Here is an 18175-nt window from a genome sequence, read left to right on the forward strand (position 1 = left end):
TAAAAGTCCGTAACTAAAATCAGTTACGGATTTTTTTTTGGCCGATTTCCAAAGTTCATAATTTTCAAAACATTGTATCCGCAATTTCAAAGTTCAAAAACCACAAAAATCATTTTAACGAGATTTTCATATCGTTCAAAGATTAAAATGATGGCGAAAAACAAAAGGTTCTATCTTTATTCTCCCGCTAAAAATTTTTAAACTAATTTTTTAAATAATAACCTAAAAACCTAAGATCATGTTGAGAAAAAATTTACTCTTTCTTTACCTTCTTTTACTTGCGACCCTTGTGGTTATCATAGGTTGTGACAAAATGAAGGACAAATCACCGGAAGAAGCTCCTAAAGCAGAAGCTTCCTTTAATCCGGAATCGGCTCGTGCCGCGATAGACGCCAGTAATGCCGAATTCTGCAAGGCTATGATGGCAAACGACAGTATCGGTCTAATGGCGCGGTATGATGACAATTCGAAAGTATTTCCTCCGAACATGGAAGCTAAATCCGGAACAGCGGAAATCAAAAAATTCATGATGCATCCGATGGACATGAAAATGACCGATTTCAAAATTGAGGCCGTATCACTTTCCGGCACGGAAGACAATCTGGTTGAAATCGGAAAATATTCGATTGGAGACGGAAAAGGAAATGTTGCGGACAAAGGGAAATTCGTTTGTACCTGGAGAAAAGTTGGCGATTCATGGAAAATTGTGACTGAAATTTGGAACAGCGATATGCCACCAATGCCGCCACCGCCTGCTGCAGCCAAAAAATAACGTTTTTAAAATATTCGCAGAAATGCTTCTAAAAAGCCCTATTTCAATAAAAAAAATTGAAAATATGGGCTTTTTTTATTATTTTACACTTCTTTTCATTCAAACCATAAAATAATTATACGCCCATGCTCTTAACCCTTGCCGCGCCATCCGCCACCTCTCATATTCCACCCTTAATCAGTGATTTGGGGTTAATACTTATGACTGCGGGTATTGCGGTTCTTTTGTTTAAAAAAATAAAACAGCCTTTGGTTTTGGGCTACCTTATCGCCGGTTTTCTGGCGGGTAATCATTTTGATTTTTTCCCTTCTGTAAAAGACACCCACAGCGTCGAGATTTGGGCGCAGATCGGTGTGATTTTTTTACTGTTCGGTTTAGGTTTGGAATTTAGTTTTAAGAAGCTGGTCAAAGTTGGCGGCACCGCTTCAATTACTGCAATTACTCAAATTGTAACCATGGTCATTCTGGGCTTTATTGCCGGACAATTAATGGGATGGAAAAATATGGATTGTCTTTTTCTCGGCGTTATATTATCGATTTCATCAACAACTATCATCCTTAAAGCCTTCGATGAATTGGGTGTAAAAGCGCAGAAATTTGCAGGAAATGTAATCGGAGCGCTCATCGTACAGGACATTCTGGCTATTTTAATGATGGTATTACTATCAACCATTGCCGTTAGTCAGCAGGTATCCGGATCGGAATTATTCTACTCGGTTACAAAATTGGTTTTTTTTCTGACTATCTGGTTTGTGGGCGGAATTTTCTTTGTTCCGACCTTGCTTAAACACGCCAAAAAACTGTTAACCGATGAAATGCTTCTGATACTTTCCATTGCCCTATGTCTGGTTATGGTAACTTTAGCTGCCAATGTAGGTTTTTCACCGGCCTTGGGTGCTTTCATCATGGGTTCCATCATTGCCGAAACTACGCAGGCCGAACATATCGAACATTTGGTTAAACCGGTAAAAGATTTATTCGGCGCGGTTTTCTTTGTATCGGTTGGTATGATGATCAATCCGACAGCGCTGATGAATTATGCACTACCGGTTGCGATTCTCACCTTAGTAGTGCTTTTAGGACAATCGATAAGTTCCACTGCAGGCTCTCTGTTATCGGGGCAACCGTTAAAACAGGCGGTTCAGTCGGGTGTCAGTTTTTCGCAAATTGGGGAATTCTCATTCATCATTGCCACTTTAGGAATGTCTCTGAAGGTAACCAGTGATTTCCTGTATCCGACCATAGTCGCCGTTTCAGCCATTACCACTTTCACCACACCGTACATGGTTAAATTGGGAACGCCTTTGGCACTGTTATTGGAAAAAAAGCTACCTCGTAAATGGATCAAAAACATACAAAATTACAGCGCAAACGCAGAAGCAATCAAGACAGTTAGCACTTGGCAGATCGTTTTACGGGCTTTCCTTTTTCAGATTGTTCTACACTCCATAATAATTATAGGTATCATTGTAGTCTCAACACGTTATATATTACCGTTGATTGAGGGGTCTAAATTTGGCCACGCGGCCGGTGCATTGATTACACTTGTTATAGTATCCCCTTTCTTATGGGCGCTTTCTTTGCGAAAAATTGCCGTTAAAGAAGTAACCGAATTATTTGAAACGCGAAAACAACGCGGACCGATTGTGCTGATAATTTTTTTCAGAATGATTCTTGGTCTGTTTTTCGTGGGATTCATTCTGAATAACTTCTTTTCACCCGGGATTGCTTTCGTTGCCCTGATTGTCGCACTGGTGACGTATTTTATTTTCCCGAAACAACTTCACGCCCGATATCATAAAATAGAGCGACACTTTTTGAGTAATCTGAACGACCGCGAGATTGCCAAAGAAAAGAAAAACCGTCGTGATCTGACGCCTTGGGACGGACACATGGCAACCTTTGAAGTGGCAGCATCGTCCAATATAGTTGCAAAAACGCTGAAAGAACTGCAAATGCGCGAAAAGATCGGGATCAACATTGCTTTTATTAAGCGAGGGGAAATCACGATCAATGTTCCAAGTCGAAATGAACGGTTATTTCCGGGTGACGAAATTTGTGTCATTGGAACCGACTTTCAGGTAAAGAAATTCAAGAAGTATCTCGAACAGAACGAAATTGAAGCGCCGGAACGTGTTGAAGAAAGTGATATTGTATTACAACATCTGGAACTTAAAAACGAATCATTCATTGGCAAAAGCATCCGTGAATCTCAAATACGGGAAAAAACCAGCGGTCTGGTAGTAGGAATCGAACGTGACGGACGGCGTATGCTAAATCCGGATTCCCATCTCATTTTGGAACAGGGTGATATCCTTTGGGTTGTAGGCGATAAAAAACTATTGTCAAGTTTGGCTAAAGGACAGATTCGAAAAACTTCATAGTCACCTACAAATCAATACGTTATTAAAAAAATTAAGGTGTTCTCAATTTGGGAACACCTTTTTTAATATTATCTGATATGGATTAGCAATATTTTTAGATATCAAGCCGATAAAATTAAATATTGTAATAAAAAACCTATTTTTTAAACATTTCACAATTTCTTTAATGTCAACAAAATGCTTATTTTACGTCAATTTTGTCAACATACCCTCATTGTTTTTTTAATTTTTTACACAAAAACAACAAAAAAATAAAAAAAAACACAAGTACCTTGATTTTTGTGAATGTTAATCGGTTTCAGAATGTTGGCAGGTAAATTAACATAAATTTGGGAACATTACAGATAATATACCAAACAACCAATTATTCATTATGAAAAAAATTACATTGTTATTTTTGATGTCAATGTTTTCTTTGGCGGGTTATTCCCGATTATTAGGAAACTTTGATTCTTCAAGAAACGTCATTTTGGGATTGCCTGAAAGTGAACGTAACTTGACGGATATTCGGATACCGAACAATGTTAATGCTGCGCGTGTCAGTGCAGATGCAACAAGTTATAAAGCTTTACCGGTTTGTCCTCCGCCAACTGCTTTAACAGTAGTTAGCGTAACGGGAACCACCGCTACCTTGCAGTGGACTCCGGGCTCAACCGAAACACAATGGGAAATCGTGGTTCAGGATGTCGGTTATGGGACTCCTACAGGATCGAGTACCATTATCGCCGCGGGAACTAATCCTTTTACTGTAACCGGATTGGACCCAGTCTCTAATTATGAGTTTTATGTAAGAGCTGTTTGCTCTGCAAGTGAATCAAGTCCCTGGGCGGGGCCAGGATATATTGACACTAGCTGTGATATGTTTCCGGTACCTTATATAGAAGGTTTCAACTCCTCGTCCATCACCCAGCAATGTTGGACAGTGGTGAATAGTAACGCAGATGCGGATTCATGGAATATGGACTATGCTACAACGCCATACGAAGGAAATCAGGTAGCGATGTTATTCACTGATCTTAACGCAGGAAACAATGATGACTGGTTGATTTCACCAAAGATCAATTTGAACTCTACAACCCGTCCTAAAAGATTAAAATTCCACTATAAGGTTCAGTCGGCTACAGAGCCAAATGATTTTAGAGTGATGCTTTCAACAACCGGAAATGCTGTTGCTAACTTCACGCAAACCATTCTACCATTGGCCTCCTATACCAATATTGCTTATGTAGAACGCATCATTAACTTAGTTGACGCGTCAAACAACCCATTAACAGGTGCTGTAAACATTGCATTTCATGTACCCAACGGCGGTGTCGATGGCAACAGATTATATATCGACAATGTAATTATTGAAGACATTCCGACATGTCCAAACCCAACAAACCTAACCGCAGGTTCTATGGGATATACAAGCGCTACCTTAAATTGGACTCCCGGTTATAATGAAACACAATGGGAAGTTATTGCATTACCAACAGGATCACCTGCGCCTTTTGTCGGGATGGTTGGGACAGCGGTTTCAAGTCCGCCGCCATTTGTTTTAAATGGTTTAAATGCATCTACTACGTATGATTTTTATGTAAGAGCTATTTGTTCTCCTACAGATTCAAGTACATGGTTTGGACCAGCTACAGCAGCTACCTTGATTGGATATGATCAGTGTTCAATGCCGTTAGATATTCCTGTAAACAATACAAATGCGTGTACTCAGGTACGAAACGTATCCTTTGTGGGATCAACAGTTTCGGCACAAGGTGGTACATCTTGCGGAACCAGTAATTCAGGCGACATCTGGTTCTCATTTAGAGCTATTAATTCAGCGCAGACTATAGATATTAACGATTTTACCGGAACGCCCCAACCAATTGCATTAACACTGTATTCGGGGACGTGTGCAAGTTTAAATCAGATTGCCTGCAGTTTCAACAACTCTATAACAGTAACAGGATTACAGGTTAATACAGTTTATTTAGTAAGAGCGTCAATCAATGCAGTAACAACAAACTTGAATCTTCAGTTTAACGTATGCGTTAAAACACCGACACCTCCAACGAATGGAAGTAGCTTAAACTGTATGATTAATACTGTAAATTATGATTTTGAAAATCCTGTAATTACCGGTACTTCTCCAAATTTTAGTATTATTGACTATACGGTTTTGGGATGGAGAACAACCGCTACGGATCATAAGTTAGAATTTTGGCCGGCACCAAATTATGAAGGACATACCGCTTATTCCGGAAGACAGTTCGTTGAATTAAATGCAAATCAGGTTTCCGGAATTTATCAGGATTACGCGACACCGGTTACTACCGTGTTTAATTACGGATTTGCTCACAAAGGAAGACAAGGTGTTGACACTGTTGCTCTTTTGGCAGGACCTCCGGGCGGACCCTATGTTGAGATCAGAAGAGTTAGTACGGGTTCAGCACCATCAGCTTGGAGTTATAATACCGGTTCCTACACGGTTCCTTCAGGCCAGCCAATTACCCGATTTATTTTCCAATCCATATCAAGTGTGGGAGGTGCCACTATCGGTAACTTCTTGGATGCTATCAACTTCACAGCAGACAACAGTATCATTTCTGCTTCTCCTTATACTTTGGATTGTAACACAAATGTAACAACTGTTACGGCTGCCGGAATGGGAACATGGTCTGCCAGTGCTTCCAATCCTTCACCTACCGTTATTGGAAATACGACGGCAAATATGACTACTATAAGTGGTTTCTCAGTACCGGGTACTTATACCTATAGTTGGACAACTTTATATTGTACCACAACGATACAGGTTACCTATGTGAATAATGGAAACGTAGTACCTACGTTTACTCAGGTTCCGGCGGTTTGTGCTTCGGCAGCTATCCCAGCGTTACCAACAACATCTAACAATGGTGTAACAGGAACTTGGTCACCTGCAATTAATAATGTTGCTACCACTACTTATACATTTACACCAAATGCAGGACAATGTGCTAATACAGCAACAATGACTATCACGATAACTCCTGGAGCTACACCTACATTCACTCAGGTTCCGGCAATTTGTTCAGGAGGATCATTAGCGGCATTACCGACAACATCTGCTGAAGGTATAACAGGAACCTGGTCACCTGCATTGAATAATACGGCTACCACAACCTATACGTTTACACCAACTACGGGACAATGCGCAAGTCCGACCACAATGACAATTACGGTTACACCTAATACAACTCCTACGTTTACACAGGTTCCCCCTATTTGTTCAGGCGGAACATTGGCAGCGTTACCGACAACTTCTATCGAAGGAATTGCGGGAACATGGGCACCGGCTTTGAACAATACAAATACAACTACGTATACCTTTACGCCAAATGCAGGACCATGTGCGGTACCAACGACAATGACCATTACGGTAACACCTAATACCGCACCTACATTTACTCAGGTTGCAGCAATATGTTCAGGACAAACATTAGCTGCTTTACCAGCAACATCCAACAATGGAATCACTGGGGTTTGGTCACCGGCTTTAAACAATACAGCAACTACGACCTACACATTTACACCTAATGCTGGGCAATGTTCAGGTCCGGTAACTATGACTATTACAGTGAATCCGATTGTGACTTCTACGTTCACTCAGGTTCCGGCAATATGTTCAGGAGGAACGTTAGCAGCATTACCAACAACTTCCAATGAAGGCATAACAGGAACCTGGTCACCTGCGTTGAACAATACAGCTACTACTACCTATACATTTACACCAACTGTAGGTCAGTGTGCAAGTACTGCTACAATGACTATTACAGTTACCCCTAATACCACGCCTACCTTTACACAGGTTCCGGCAATTTGCGCAGGAGGAACATTGACAGCATTGCCAACAACTTCCAACGAAGGTATTTCGGGAACATGGTCACCGGCTTTGAACAATACGACTACCACGACGTATACCTTTACACCGAACCCTGGCCTATGTGCAGTTACAACTACGATGACTATCACCGTAAACCCGATAGTAACACCAACATTTACACAGGTTACGCCAATTTGTTCCGGTGCGACATTAGCAGCATTGCCAACTACCTCTGCTGAAGGTATATCAGGAACTTGGTCACCTGCTATGAATAATACAACTACAACCACGTACACATTTACTCCAAATGCAGGTCAATGTGCAACTACTGCGACAATGACCATTACTGTAAACCCTGTGGTTACACCTACATTTACTCAAATTGCGGCAATTTGTTCCGGGACGACGTTATCCGCCTTGCCAACAACTTCAAACAATGGAATTACAGGAACCTGGTCACCGGCATTGAACAACACTGCTACGACTATATACACATTTACGCCAACTACCGGTCAATGTGCAAGTCAGACTACAATGACGATTACAGTAACTCCTAATACAACACCTACCTTCACACAGGTATCCCCTATTTGTGCAGGCGGAACATTGGCACCTTTACCTACGACTTCCAACGAAGGAATATCGGGAGCATGGTCACCGGCTATAAACAATACAGCTACAACTACGTATACCTTTACACCAAGTACTGGAACATGCGTTCTTCCAACTACAATGACCATTACGGTAACGCCTAATACTGCACCTATATTTACTCAGGTTGCAGCAATTTGTTCGGGACAAACATTAGCGGCATTACCAACGACATCCAACAATGGAATAACAGGAGTTTGGTCGCCGGCTTTGAACAATACAGCAACAACTACCTATACATTTACGCCGAATGCTGGTCAGTGTTCAAGTACGGTTACTATGACAATTACAGTGAATCCGGTTGTAAACCCTACGTTTACTCAGGTTGCTCCTATTTGTGCAGGCGGATCATTAGCAGCTTTAGCGACAACTTCAAATGAAGGCATAACAGGAACTTGGTCACCAGCGATAAACAATACGGCTACCACAACGTACACCTTCACACCGACTGCCGGACAATGTGCAAACACAGGTACAATGACCATTACGGTGAACTCATTACCAACAATCGGGGGAACATTATCTTTATGTAATGGTTCAACAACGCAGTTGACGGGTTCAGTATCACCTGCAGCAACAAATGCATGGCAATCATCCAATACAACGGTGGCAACTATTAATGGCAGCGGACTGGTTACAGCTCTATCAGCCGGAACAACAACAATTACTTATACAAACAGTAACGGATGTTCGGTTAGTGCTACGGTTACTGTTAATCCATTACCAACAATCTCAGGTAACCTGACAGTTTGCATTGGGTCAACTTCGCAGTTAACAGGTTCAGGAACACCGGCGTCTTCAAATGCTTGGTCGTCTTCAAATACTTCAGTGGCAACTGTAAGTACTACAGGAGTAATCACGGGTGTTGCGGCAGGAAATGCAACGATTACTTATATCGACATCAACGGATGTTCCACAACTGCTGTTGTAAACGTGCTTTCTACGCCAACGGCTACAATAGCTATTTCAGGACCATCTACTATTTGCGCAGGATCATCCACAACCATAACTATAACAGGATCTTCCAGTTCTACAGTTAATTACACTATTAATGGAACGCCTGCTTCTGTTAATTTACCAGTTTCGGGAACGACCACTTTCGCTACAGCAAATTTATCAGCTCAGACAACTTATCAATTGGTAAGTGTATCTGCAGGTTCCGGATGTACATCATCATTATCACAATCAGTGGTAGTAAATATTGCACCTCAGCCAACAGCTTCAATTTCAGGAACTACATCAATTTGTTTTAATTCATCAGCCAATATAACGTTTACAGGTACACCTGGAGCAACAGTTCAATACACGGTGAACGGAGGAACAAATCAGTCGGTTATCCTTGGCGCTGGTGGAACAACTACAATAAACACAGGCAATTTAGCAGTAACTACAACATATGCTTTGGTCGATGTAACCGCAGGAACTACACCTAATTGCGTCCAAGCATTATCAGGATCGGTAACAGTAACTGTGGTGCAGACACCTACAGTAGCAGCGACTCCTACATCTCAGACATTATGTTCAGGACAATCTACCGGAATCCAATTGCAAGGTACTGTTCCAAATACTACTTTTTCATGGACTTATACCCAAACAGGTGGTGTAACAGGTGCCTCTAACGGAAGCGGAAATATTATTTCGCAGGTACTTACAGCGGGAATTTCACCGGGAACGGTTACCTACACCATCACCCCTGCTGTTGGAAGCTGTACAGGAACTCCGATTACGGTAACAGTAACAGTGACTCCGGTACCATTAGTAAATGTTAATGTTACGGATCAATCTATCTGTACTGGTGGTACAACAAATATTACCATGACTAGTAACGTAGCGACTACGACTTTTAACTGGAATGTTATTCAGACCAATGGCGTAGCTGGAGCATCAAGCGGAACGGGTTCTTCAATCAATCAGGTTCTTACGGCTTCAGGTACTACAATCGGTCAGGCGGTTTATACCATCACACCAATCAATAACGGATGTCCTGGAACACCAAAAACAGTGACGGTTACGGTTTATCCTAATCCGAATGTTACGGCAAGTCCGACTTCTCAAACATTATGTTCGGGGGAGACTACCAATATCACATTGAACAGCAATGTTCCGGGAACTGTATTCACGTGGACTGTTGTACAATCGAACTTATTCGGAGCGGCACCGGGAACTGGTACTACAATCAGTCAGACCTTAACTACAGTTGGTCTAACGCAAGGTACTGTGACTTATACCATTACGCCAACAGTTAACGGATGTACCGGGTCACCAATCACAGTTACTGTAACGGTTAACCCGACACCGGAGGTATTCAGTCCTTCTGCGCCGCAGCCTATCTGTAGCAATAGTTCATCAGGTATTACGGTTACTCCAAATATGCCTGGAACATCGATTTCATGGACTGTTGTTGAAAATGGTGTAACCGGTGCTTTTGACGGAAGTGGTTCTGAGACCGTTCCTGGAGCGGGAATCGCCATTGATCAGATTTTAACGGCTACGGGAACTCAGCCTGGAACTGCTACTTATACCATCATACCGATGAATAATGGCTGTGCAGGAGCCCCTATCACTGTAGTTGTTGTGGTGAACCCATTGCCGAAAATCAGCATTCCTGACGGATTGATTTGTGTGGACGGCACAACCGGAGCACTGATCTATGGCTATACTATGGATACAGGTTTAAGTGCAACGGATTATGATTTCCAATGGTATTTCAACAATGATATGAATACCGTAATCTCTACAAGCAGTTCTTACATGGCTACGGAAGCCGGTCAGTACACTGTTTCCATCATGAATGCGACTACAGGTTGTACGGATGTATTCATGATCGTTGTTAACGCTACTAACCCGGCTACAAGCGCTACTGCTGTAGTTACAAATTACTTTGAGGATACTCAGGCTATCACTGTAACTGTAGCAGGAACCGGATCTTACTTATACAGTTTGGACGGAGGAGCGTTCCAGACCAGTAATATCTTCACCCATGTTTTACCGGGTGAACATACGGTAACGATTCAGGATGCTAATGGATGTACGAATATCACCCTTGAGCATATCTTTACCATTGGTTATCCGCACTTCTTTACACCGAACGGTGACGGGTATAACGATACCTGGAACATCTGGTCGTTAAGTGAGAATCAGCCGAATGCAGAAATCTTTATCTACGATCGTTATGGAAAACTGATCAAACAGATTGTTCCTAGCGGCAACGGATGGGACGGAACGTATAACGGACAGGTTTTACCATCTACGGATTACTGGTTTACTGTTAAGTACAAAGAGAACGGAGCTGAGAAATTATTCAAAGCGCACTTCTCGATGAAACGATAAACATCAAAAGATTTGCAATAAAAAACCACTCGCTTAGCGAATGGTTTTTTTTGCACTTCGATTCGCCTGTAACAATAAGTTAGTTTCCAAACAATAAATTGTTTTTTACAACATATCTTAAATAATAATTATCCCCTAAAAAAAGAACACAACTAATATCTGAATATTGAATATGGAATTGAAAATTTTAAAAGTCAAAATCTCAAAAATCCTCTCTATTACGGCCTTTGCACTGACAGGATTTAGTGCTTTTGCCCAATCCCCAGGAGGAGTATCAACCAATTTAACATTATGGTTAAAGGCTGACAATCCAACAACAATCACCGGAAGTCCCGTACAAACATGGTCTACGAGTGGTGGTAGTGCCGCAGGCTATAGTGTTACACAGGCAACAGCAGGTAACCGACCTACCTTTGTAAGTGGAGCAACCAATTCCTTTAAATACAATTACAACCCAACAATAAAATTCAATACAAGTTCAAGCACAAAATTGACTAAAACAACCGGTTCTCCTGATTTACTTGGAAACAATGGAACCGCTATTATAGTTACCACGCAGGAAGTTCCTAACGGTAGTGGATTTACCTACTACTCTGGTACAACGGGACGTTATCAGTTAAAACCGAATTTCCGGTTCCAGACCGGGCTTTCCGGTACAGGTTATACTTTTGATTGGGGAGCGCCAACGGAGTATCCCGCCACTAGTGCTTCTATGATTGCCAGTTACGGCTGTGGCACAAATGCATCCATGAGAAAGAATTCTGTACAAGCTTCTACGCCCAATAATTCGGCACCTTTGTACAATCCTGCAGTTTCAACAGGTTTATATTTAGGAGCTAACAATACTTCCGAATACAGTAACAGTGCCATAGCCGAAGTAATTCTATTCAATGCAAAACCTACCCTTGCAGAAATGGATAAAATTGAAAGTTATCTTTCTATAAAATATGGTATCACCCGTGGCGGAAATACCAATACTACAGGAACATACAATTATATTGCTTCCGATGGATTCACAATCTTATGGAATAAAGCTTCGAATGTAGGATTTAACAATGATATTGCTGTTATCGGAAGAGATGATAATAGTGGATTAACTCAAAAACAATCCATAAGCGTAAATAATGGTGAAGCTATAACCATTTCATTAGGTAATGGGGCGATACCGACGGAAAATGCAACAAACACTGCGGTTTTTGTCAGCAACCTTTCTTTCTTAGGATGGGGAAATAACGGATTAACAAAAGTATTTAATCCCGGAGCCACTAAACCTACTGGTGTATTGGAACGATTAAACCGAGTTTGGAAAACACAGGCAACTAATTTTACCCAGCAAACCACTTTCGGATTCGAGAATGCCCAAATTACAGGTTTGGGAACTACCGGCAATTTATGTTTATTGTTTGATGATGACGGTACCGATTTTTCAAATGCTGTCGTTGTTGCGGCCTGTTCAGCGGTTAATACAGGAACCCGTACAGAATTCAGAGGAATTAATATTCCGGCAGGGATGCCTTATTTTACTTTAGCAAGAATGGCAACGCCGACGCTAATTACAAATAACGGTCCGATTTGTGAAGGAACCACCCTGAATTTGACAGCTGAAACCATGACTCCGACAACCACTTATTCATGGACCGGACCTAACGGTTTTACTTCTACTGCTCAAAACCCTTCAATCCCTTCAATTACTGCAGCCGGAAGTGGTACTTATTCCGTAACGATAACAACACAAAGCTGTACCCCAACTGTTTTAAATACCACGGTAACCATCAACCCAGGCCCCACCCCAACCTTTACATCTGTAGCTCCTATTTGTTCCGGAGATACATTAGCGGCATTGCCTACGACATCCAATGAAGGCGTAACTGGAACCTGGTCGCCGGCTTTGGACAATACAACTACAACGACCTATACTTTTACTCCAACGGCAGGCCTTTGCTCAAGTCCGACTACGATGACTATTACTGTGAATCCTGTTGTGACACCTACATTTGCTTCCGTAGCTCCTATTTGTTCCGGAAACACCATAGCAGCACTGCCAACCAGTTCCAACGAAGGTGTTACTGGAACATGGTCACCTGCCTTGGACAATACAACTACAACGACTTATACTTTTACTCCAAATGCAGGACAGTGCGCTAATACCTCAAACATGACCATTACAGTTAATTCATTGCCTACAATCGGAGGAACATTATCGGTATGTAGCACTTCAACTACCCAATTGACAGGATCGGGAACACCGGCCACTTCAAACGCATGGCAGTCATCTGATCTTACAGTGGCTACTGTTGACGGCACTGGATTGGTTACCAGCTTATCAGCAGGAAGCACAACAATTACCTATACAGATAACAACGGATGTTCAACCACGGCATCTGTGACAGTTAACGCTTTGCCTACTATATCCGGAACTCTGGCGATTTGTATGGGAACAACCACCCAACTAACAGGTTCAGGAACACCGGCAACTACAAACCCATGGCAGTCTTCTGATACGAACGTGGCAACTGTTGACGGTACAGGATTGGTTACAAGTGTATCTCCGGGATCAGCCACCATTACTTATACTGATAGCAACGGATGTTCAACAACCACGTCTGTGGCAGTTAATCCTTTACCGACGATATCTGGGACGCTGACAATCTGTATGGGAGCTACCTCGCAATTAACAGGTTCGGGGACACCGGCAACAACAAATGCGTGGACTTCATCTGATACTGCTGTAGCGACTATTGATAACCTTGGACTTGTTACCAGTGTATCACCGGGAACAGCAACAATTACTTATACAGATACCAACGGATGTTCGGCAACGGCATTAGTAACAACAAATGCTTTACCTACGATATCCGGGACATCTACAATTTGTATGGGTGCAACCACTCAATTGACAGGATCAGGAACGCCGGCTGCAACAAACGCATGGCAATCATCCGATACTACTGTAGCTACTGTTGACAACACAGGATTAGTTACAGGCATAGCTGCTGGAACAACGACAATTACTTATACAGACAGTAACGGATGTCAAATAACGGCTACAGTTGATGTATTACCTACTCCAACTTCCACTATTGCAATTTCCGGAGCGTCTTTAATCTGCGGAGGAACTTCGACAAATATTACAATTACAGGGACTCCTAATGCTACCGTAAATTATACAATCAATGGAACAGCCGCAAGTGTTGTTTTACCGGCATCAGGCTCTGTGACTTTCACAACCGGAAATTTAACAGTACAAACTACTTATCAGTTGACAAATGTTACATCTACTTCAGGATGTACCGGAATAGTATCTCAATCGGTTGTTATTAACATTGCTCCGCAGCCGACTGCTTCTATTTCAGGATCTACTTCTGTATGTAGCAACACTTCAGCTACGATAACATTCTCGGGAACTGCAAATGCGACTGTTGAATATACGGTTAATGGAGGAGCAGTTCAAACCATTATCCTTGATGCATCAGGTAACGCAAGTGTAAATACAGGTAACCTTACATCGGACGCAACTTATACTCTGGTTAGTGCAACTGCGGGAACAACACCAAATTGCGTGCAGTCTCTAAACGGTTCCGCAACGGTAACTGTGGTACCAACGCCTAATGTGACAGCTACACCAACTTCTGAAACATTATGTTCAGGACAATCTACCGGAATCCAGTTGCAAGGTACTGTTACGAATACTACATTCTCATGGACTTATACCCAAACAGGTGGTGTAACAGGAGCCTCTAATGGAAGTGGAAACATAATTTCGCAGGTACTTACAGCAGGAACCTCAACAGGAACGGTTACTTATACCATTACACCATCATCGTCCAGCACTTGCGCAGGTACGCCGATCACCGTAACGGTTACTGTTACTCCGGTACCTGTTGCGAATGTTAATGTAACTGACCAATATATCTGTACAGGAGGTACAACAAATATTACTATGACAAGTAACGTTGCGACTACGACTTTCAATTGGAATGTTATTCAGACCAGCGGCGTAAGCGGAGCCTCCAGCGGAACCGGCTCTTCAATCAATCAGGTTCTGACAGTTTCAGGCACTACTATCGGTCAGGCTATTTATACGATCATACCGATCAATAACGGATGTCCGGGTACGCCAAAAACAGTTACTGTGACGATTTATCCTAACCCGACGGTTACGGCAAGTCCGACTTCACAGACTTTATGTTCCGGTGGAACTACTAATATCTCGTTGAACAGCAATGTTCCTGGAACGGTATTCAATTGGACTGTTTTACAATCCAATTTATTTGGAGCAGTTCCCGGATCTGGTAACTCGATCAGTCAGACCTTAACTACGGTTGGTCTAACGCAAGGTACTGTGACTTATACCATTACGCCAACGGTTAACGGATGTACGGGAACACCAATTACAGTTACTGTAACGGTTAATCCGACACCGGAGGTATTTAGCCCTTCTACGCCAAGTCCGATCTGTAGCGGCAACTCATCAGGAATCACCGTTACTCCAAATATGCCGGGAACATCGATCTCATGGACTGTTGTTGAAAATGGTGTAACAGGTGCTTTTGACGGAAGCGGTTCTGAGATCGTTCCGGGAGCGGGAATCGCTATTGATCAGATTTTAACGGCTACAGGAACTCAGCCTGGAACTGCTACTTATACCATCATACCGATGAATAATGGCTGTGCCGGCAATCCTATTACAGTAGTTGTGACAGTTCTTCCATTACCGAAAATCAGTATTCCTGACGGATTGATTTGTGTGGACAGTGCAACAGGAGCAGTAATCTATGGCTATAACATGGATACGGGTTTAAGTGCAACGGATTACGATTTCCAATGGTATTTCAACAATAATATGAACACCGTGATCTCTACAAGCAGTTCTTATATGGCTATGGAGGCAGGTCAGTATACCGTTTCAATCATGAATTCGACCACAGGTTGTACGGATGTGTTCATGATCATTGTTAACGCTACTAACCCGGCTACAAGCGCTACTGCAGTAGTTACTAATTATTTTGAGGATACTCAGGCGATTACAGTAACTGTAGCAGGAACCGGATCTTACTTATACAGTTTGGACGGAGGTGCCTTCCAGACCAGTAATATCTTCATCAATGTATTACCGGGTGAGCATACGGTGACGATTCAGGATGCCAACGGATGTACGAACATCACACTTGAGCATATCTTCACCATCGGTTATCCGCATTTCTTCACGCCGAATGCTGACGGATATAACGATACCTGGAACATCTGGTCGTTAAGTGAGAATCAGCCGAATGCAGAAATCTTTATCTACGATCGTTATGGAAAACTGATCAAACAGATTGTTCCTAGCGGCAACGGATGGGACGGAACGTATAACGGACAGGTTTTACCATCTACGGATTACTGGTTTACTGTTAAGTACAAAGAGAACGGAGCTGAGAAATTATTCAAAGCCCACTTCTCGATGAAACGATAATCATTCGATAAATTAATACTAAAAAACCACTCGCAAAACGAGTGGTTTTTTTATACCTTAAATTAAGATTGCAAAAGGAAAAATGACCAACTCCATAGCCCTGATGGGAGCGGTATCTTTTTTCCGGTGGCTGAGGCTCTCGAAGCCACCGGAAAAAAATATAGCGGACAGCAGGAACAAGGATCACAAAAAAGCCCAAGCCTTTTGCTTCCAAAAAAAAACCTCCAGTCAGACTGAAGGCTTTCTCTTTTACTTTTATATTATCTCGAATAATTCGGAGCTTCTTTAGTAATCGTTACATTGTGTGGGTGGCTTTCCCCTATTCCACTGGTCGTAATTCTAACGAAACGCCCTGTTTCCTGCAACGTTTGGATGTCTTTGGCACCACAATACCCCATTCCGGCGCGAAGGCCTCCAATGAACTGTAACATGCTTTCGTTTAATTCCCCTTTATAAGGCACGCGACCCACAATTCCTTCCGGAACCAGTTTCTTCACGTCGTCTTCCACATCCTGGAAATAACGGTCTTTAGAACCTTCCTTCATAGCTTCCACAGAACCCATTCCTCGGTAGGATTTGAATTTTCTTCCTTCGAAAATGATTGTCTCACCCGGAGATTCCATTGTTCCTGCTAACAATGAACCTAACATTACACAATCAGCACCGGCAGCGATAGCCTTAGGAATATCTCCTGTGTAACGGATTCCACCATCAGCAATTACAGGAACACCAGTTCCGCGTAAAGCAGCAGCTACTTCCAATACCGCAGAGAACTGAGGGAAACCAACACCGGCAACAACTCGGGTTGTACAGATAGAACCAGGTCCGATTCCGACTTTCACCGCATCAGCACCATTTTCTGCTAAGTACAAAGCTGCTTCCGGAGTAGCGATGTTACCAACCACTACATCCAAGTCAGGGAATTTAGCTTTTACCGCTTTTAAAACATCTACAACACCTTTAGTGTGACCGTGAGCCGTATCGATGATAACAGCGTCTACTCCGGCATTAACTAAAGCAGTTGCTCTTTCTACCGCATCGGCTGTAACTCCAAGAGCAGCAGCTACGCGTAAACGTCCGAATTTATCTTTGTTTGCGTTAGGTTTCTGAGTAAGTTTAGTAATATCTCTGAAAGTAATTAAACCGATCAATTTGTTGTCGGCATTAACTACCGGTAATTTTTCGATTTTATTTTCCTGTAGAATTTCTTCGGCAGTCGCTAAAGTTGTCCCTTCCGGAGCAGTAACCAATCTTTCTGAAGTCATTATTTCAGTGATGGGACGTGTATTGTTTTTCTCGAAACGCAAGTCACGGTTGGTAACGATTCCTTTTAAAGTCTGATCGTTATCTACTACAGGAATACCTCCAATACCGAATTCACGCATCGCTAATTTTGCATCACCAACTGTAGCTGTTAAAGGTAAAGTAACCGGATCGATGATCATTCCGCTTTCTGCACGTTTTACTTTGCGTACTTTAGCAGCCTGCTGTTCGATCGTCATATTTTTATGTAAAACACCGATACCGCCTTCTCTAGCCATTGCAATAGCCATAGAACTTTCGGTAACTGTATCCATTGCAGCGGAGACAATTGGAACGTTAAGTGTGATGTTTTTTGAAAACTTTGTTTTGATACTTACTTCGCGTGGAAGTATTTCGGAATAGTTTGGAACCAGAAGAACATCATCGTAGGTTAGACCTTCACCGATAATTTTAGCTGTATGTGCTTTCATGTTGCAATT

5 protein-coding genes are annotated in these 18175 nt (G+C 42.3%); 4 read left to right on the forward strand and 1 reads right to left on the reverse strand.

The annotated features are described in order from the left end of the window. Positions 1-238 precede the first annotated feature (238 nt). From AC3E9U_RS03130 to AC3E9U_RS03145, 4 genes are all read left to right on the forward strand, one after another. A complete protein-coding gene (locus AC3E9U_RS03130; protein ID WP_488745448.1) occupies positions 239-772 on the forward strand; it encodes a YybH family protein in 534 nt (177 codons plus the stop codon). 125 nt (positions 773-897) lie between these two features. Continuing rightward, entirely contained in the window at positions 898-3156 is a 2259-nt protein-coding gene (locus tag AC3E9U_RS03135; protein WP_488745449.1) for a monovalent cation:proton antiporter family protein, read from the forward strand. Between the two features lie 373 nt (positions 3157-3529). Beyond that, on the forward strand, positions 3530-10978 hold the full coding sequence (locus AC3E9U_RS03140; RefSeq protein WP_488745450.1) for a T9SS type B sorting domain-containing protein: 7449 nt from the start codon (positions 3530-3532) through the stop codon (positions 10976-10978). Between the two features lie 172 nt (positions 10979-11150). Further along, positions 11151-16433 (forward strand): DUF8202 domain-containing protein, encoded by a 5283-nt coding sequence (locus AC3E9U_RS03145; RefSeq protein WP_488745451.1) that lies wholly within the window; start codon positions 11151-11153, stop codon positions 16431-16433. 260 nt (positions 16434-16693) lie between these two features. On the opposite strand, the gene guaB is transcribed toward AC3E9U_RS03145, so the two are convergent. Beyond that, complete coding sequence (guaB, locus tag AC3E9U_RS03150; RefSeq protein WP_488745452.1) at positions 16694-18166, reverse strand: IMP dehydrogenase; 1473 nt, start codon at positions 18164-18166, stop codon at positions 16694-16696. Between the last annotated feature and the right edge of the window lie 9 nt (positions 18167-18175).

The sequence above is a fragment of the Flavobacterium sp. 21.1 genome, from assembly GCF_057801535.1.

Bases quoted from the DNA above. Each gene is read 5' to 3' on its own strand.
- guaB (WP_488745452.1), bottom strand. From the start codon at position 18,166: ATGAAAGCACATACAGCTAAAATTATCGGTGAAGGTCTAACCTACGAT.
- AC3E9U_RS03140 (WP_488745450.1), top strand. From the start codon at position 3,530: ATGAAAAAAATTACATTGTTATTTTTGATGTCAATGTTTTCTTTGGCG.
- AC3E9U_RS03135 (WP_488745449.1), top strand. From the start codon at position 898: ATGCTCTTAACCCTTGCCGCGCCATCCGCCACCTCTCATATTCCACCC.
- AC3E9U_RS03145 (WP_488745451.1), top strand. From the start codon at position 11,151: ATGGAATTGAAAATTTTAAAAGTCAAAATCTCAAAAATCCTCTCTATT.
- AC3E9U_RS03130 (WP_488745448.1), top strand. From the start codon at position 239: ATGTTGAGAAAAAATTTACTCTTTCTTTACCTTCTTTTACTTGCGACC.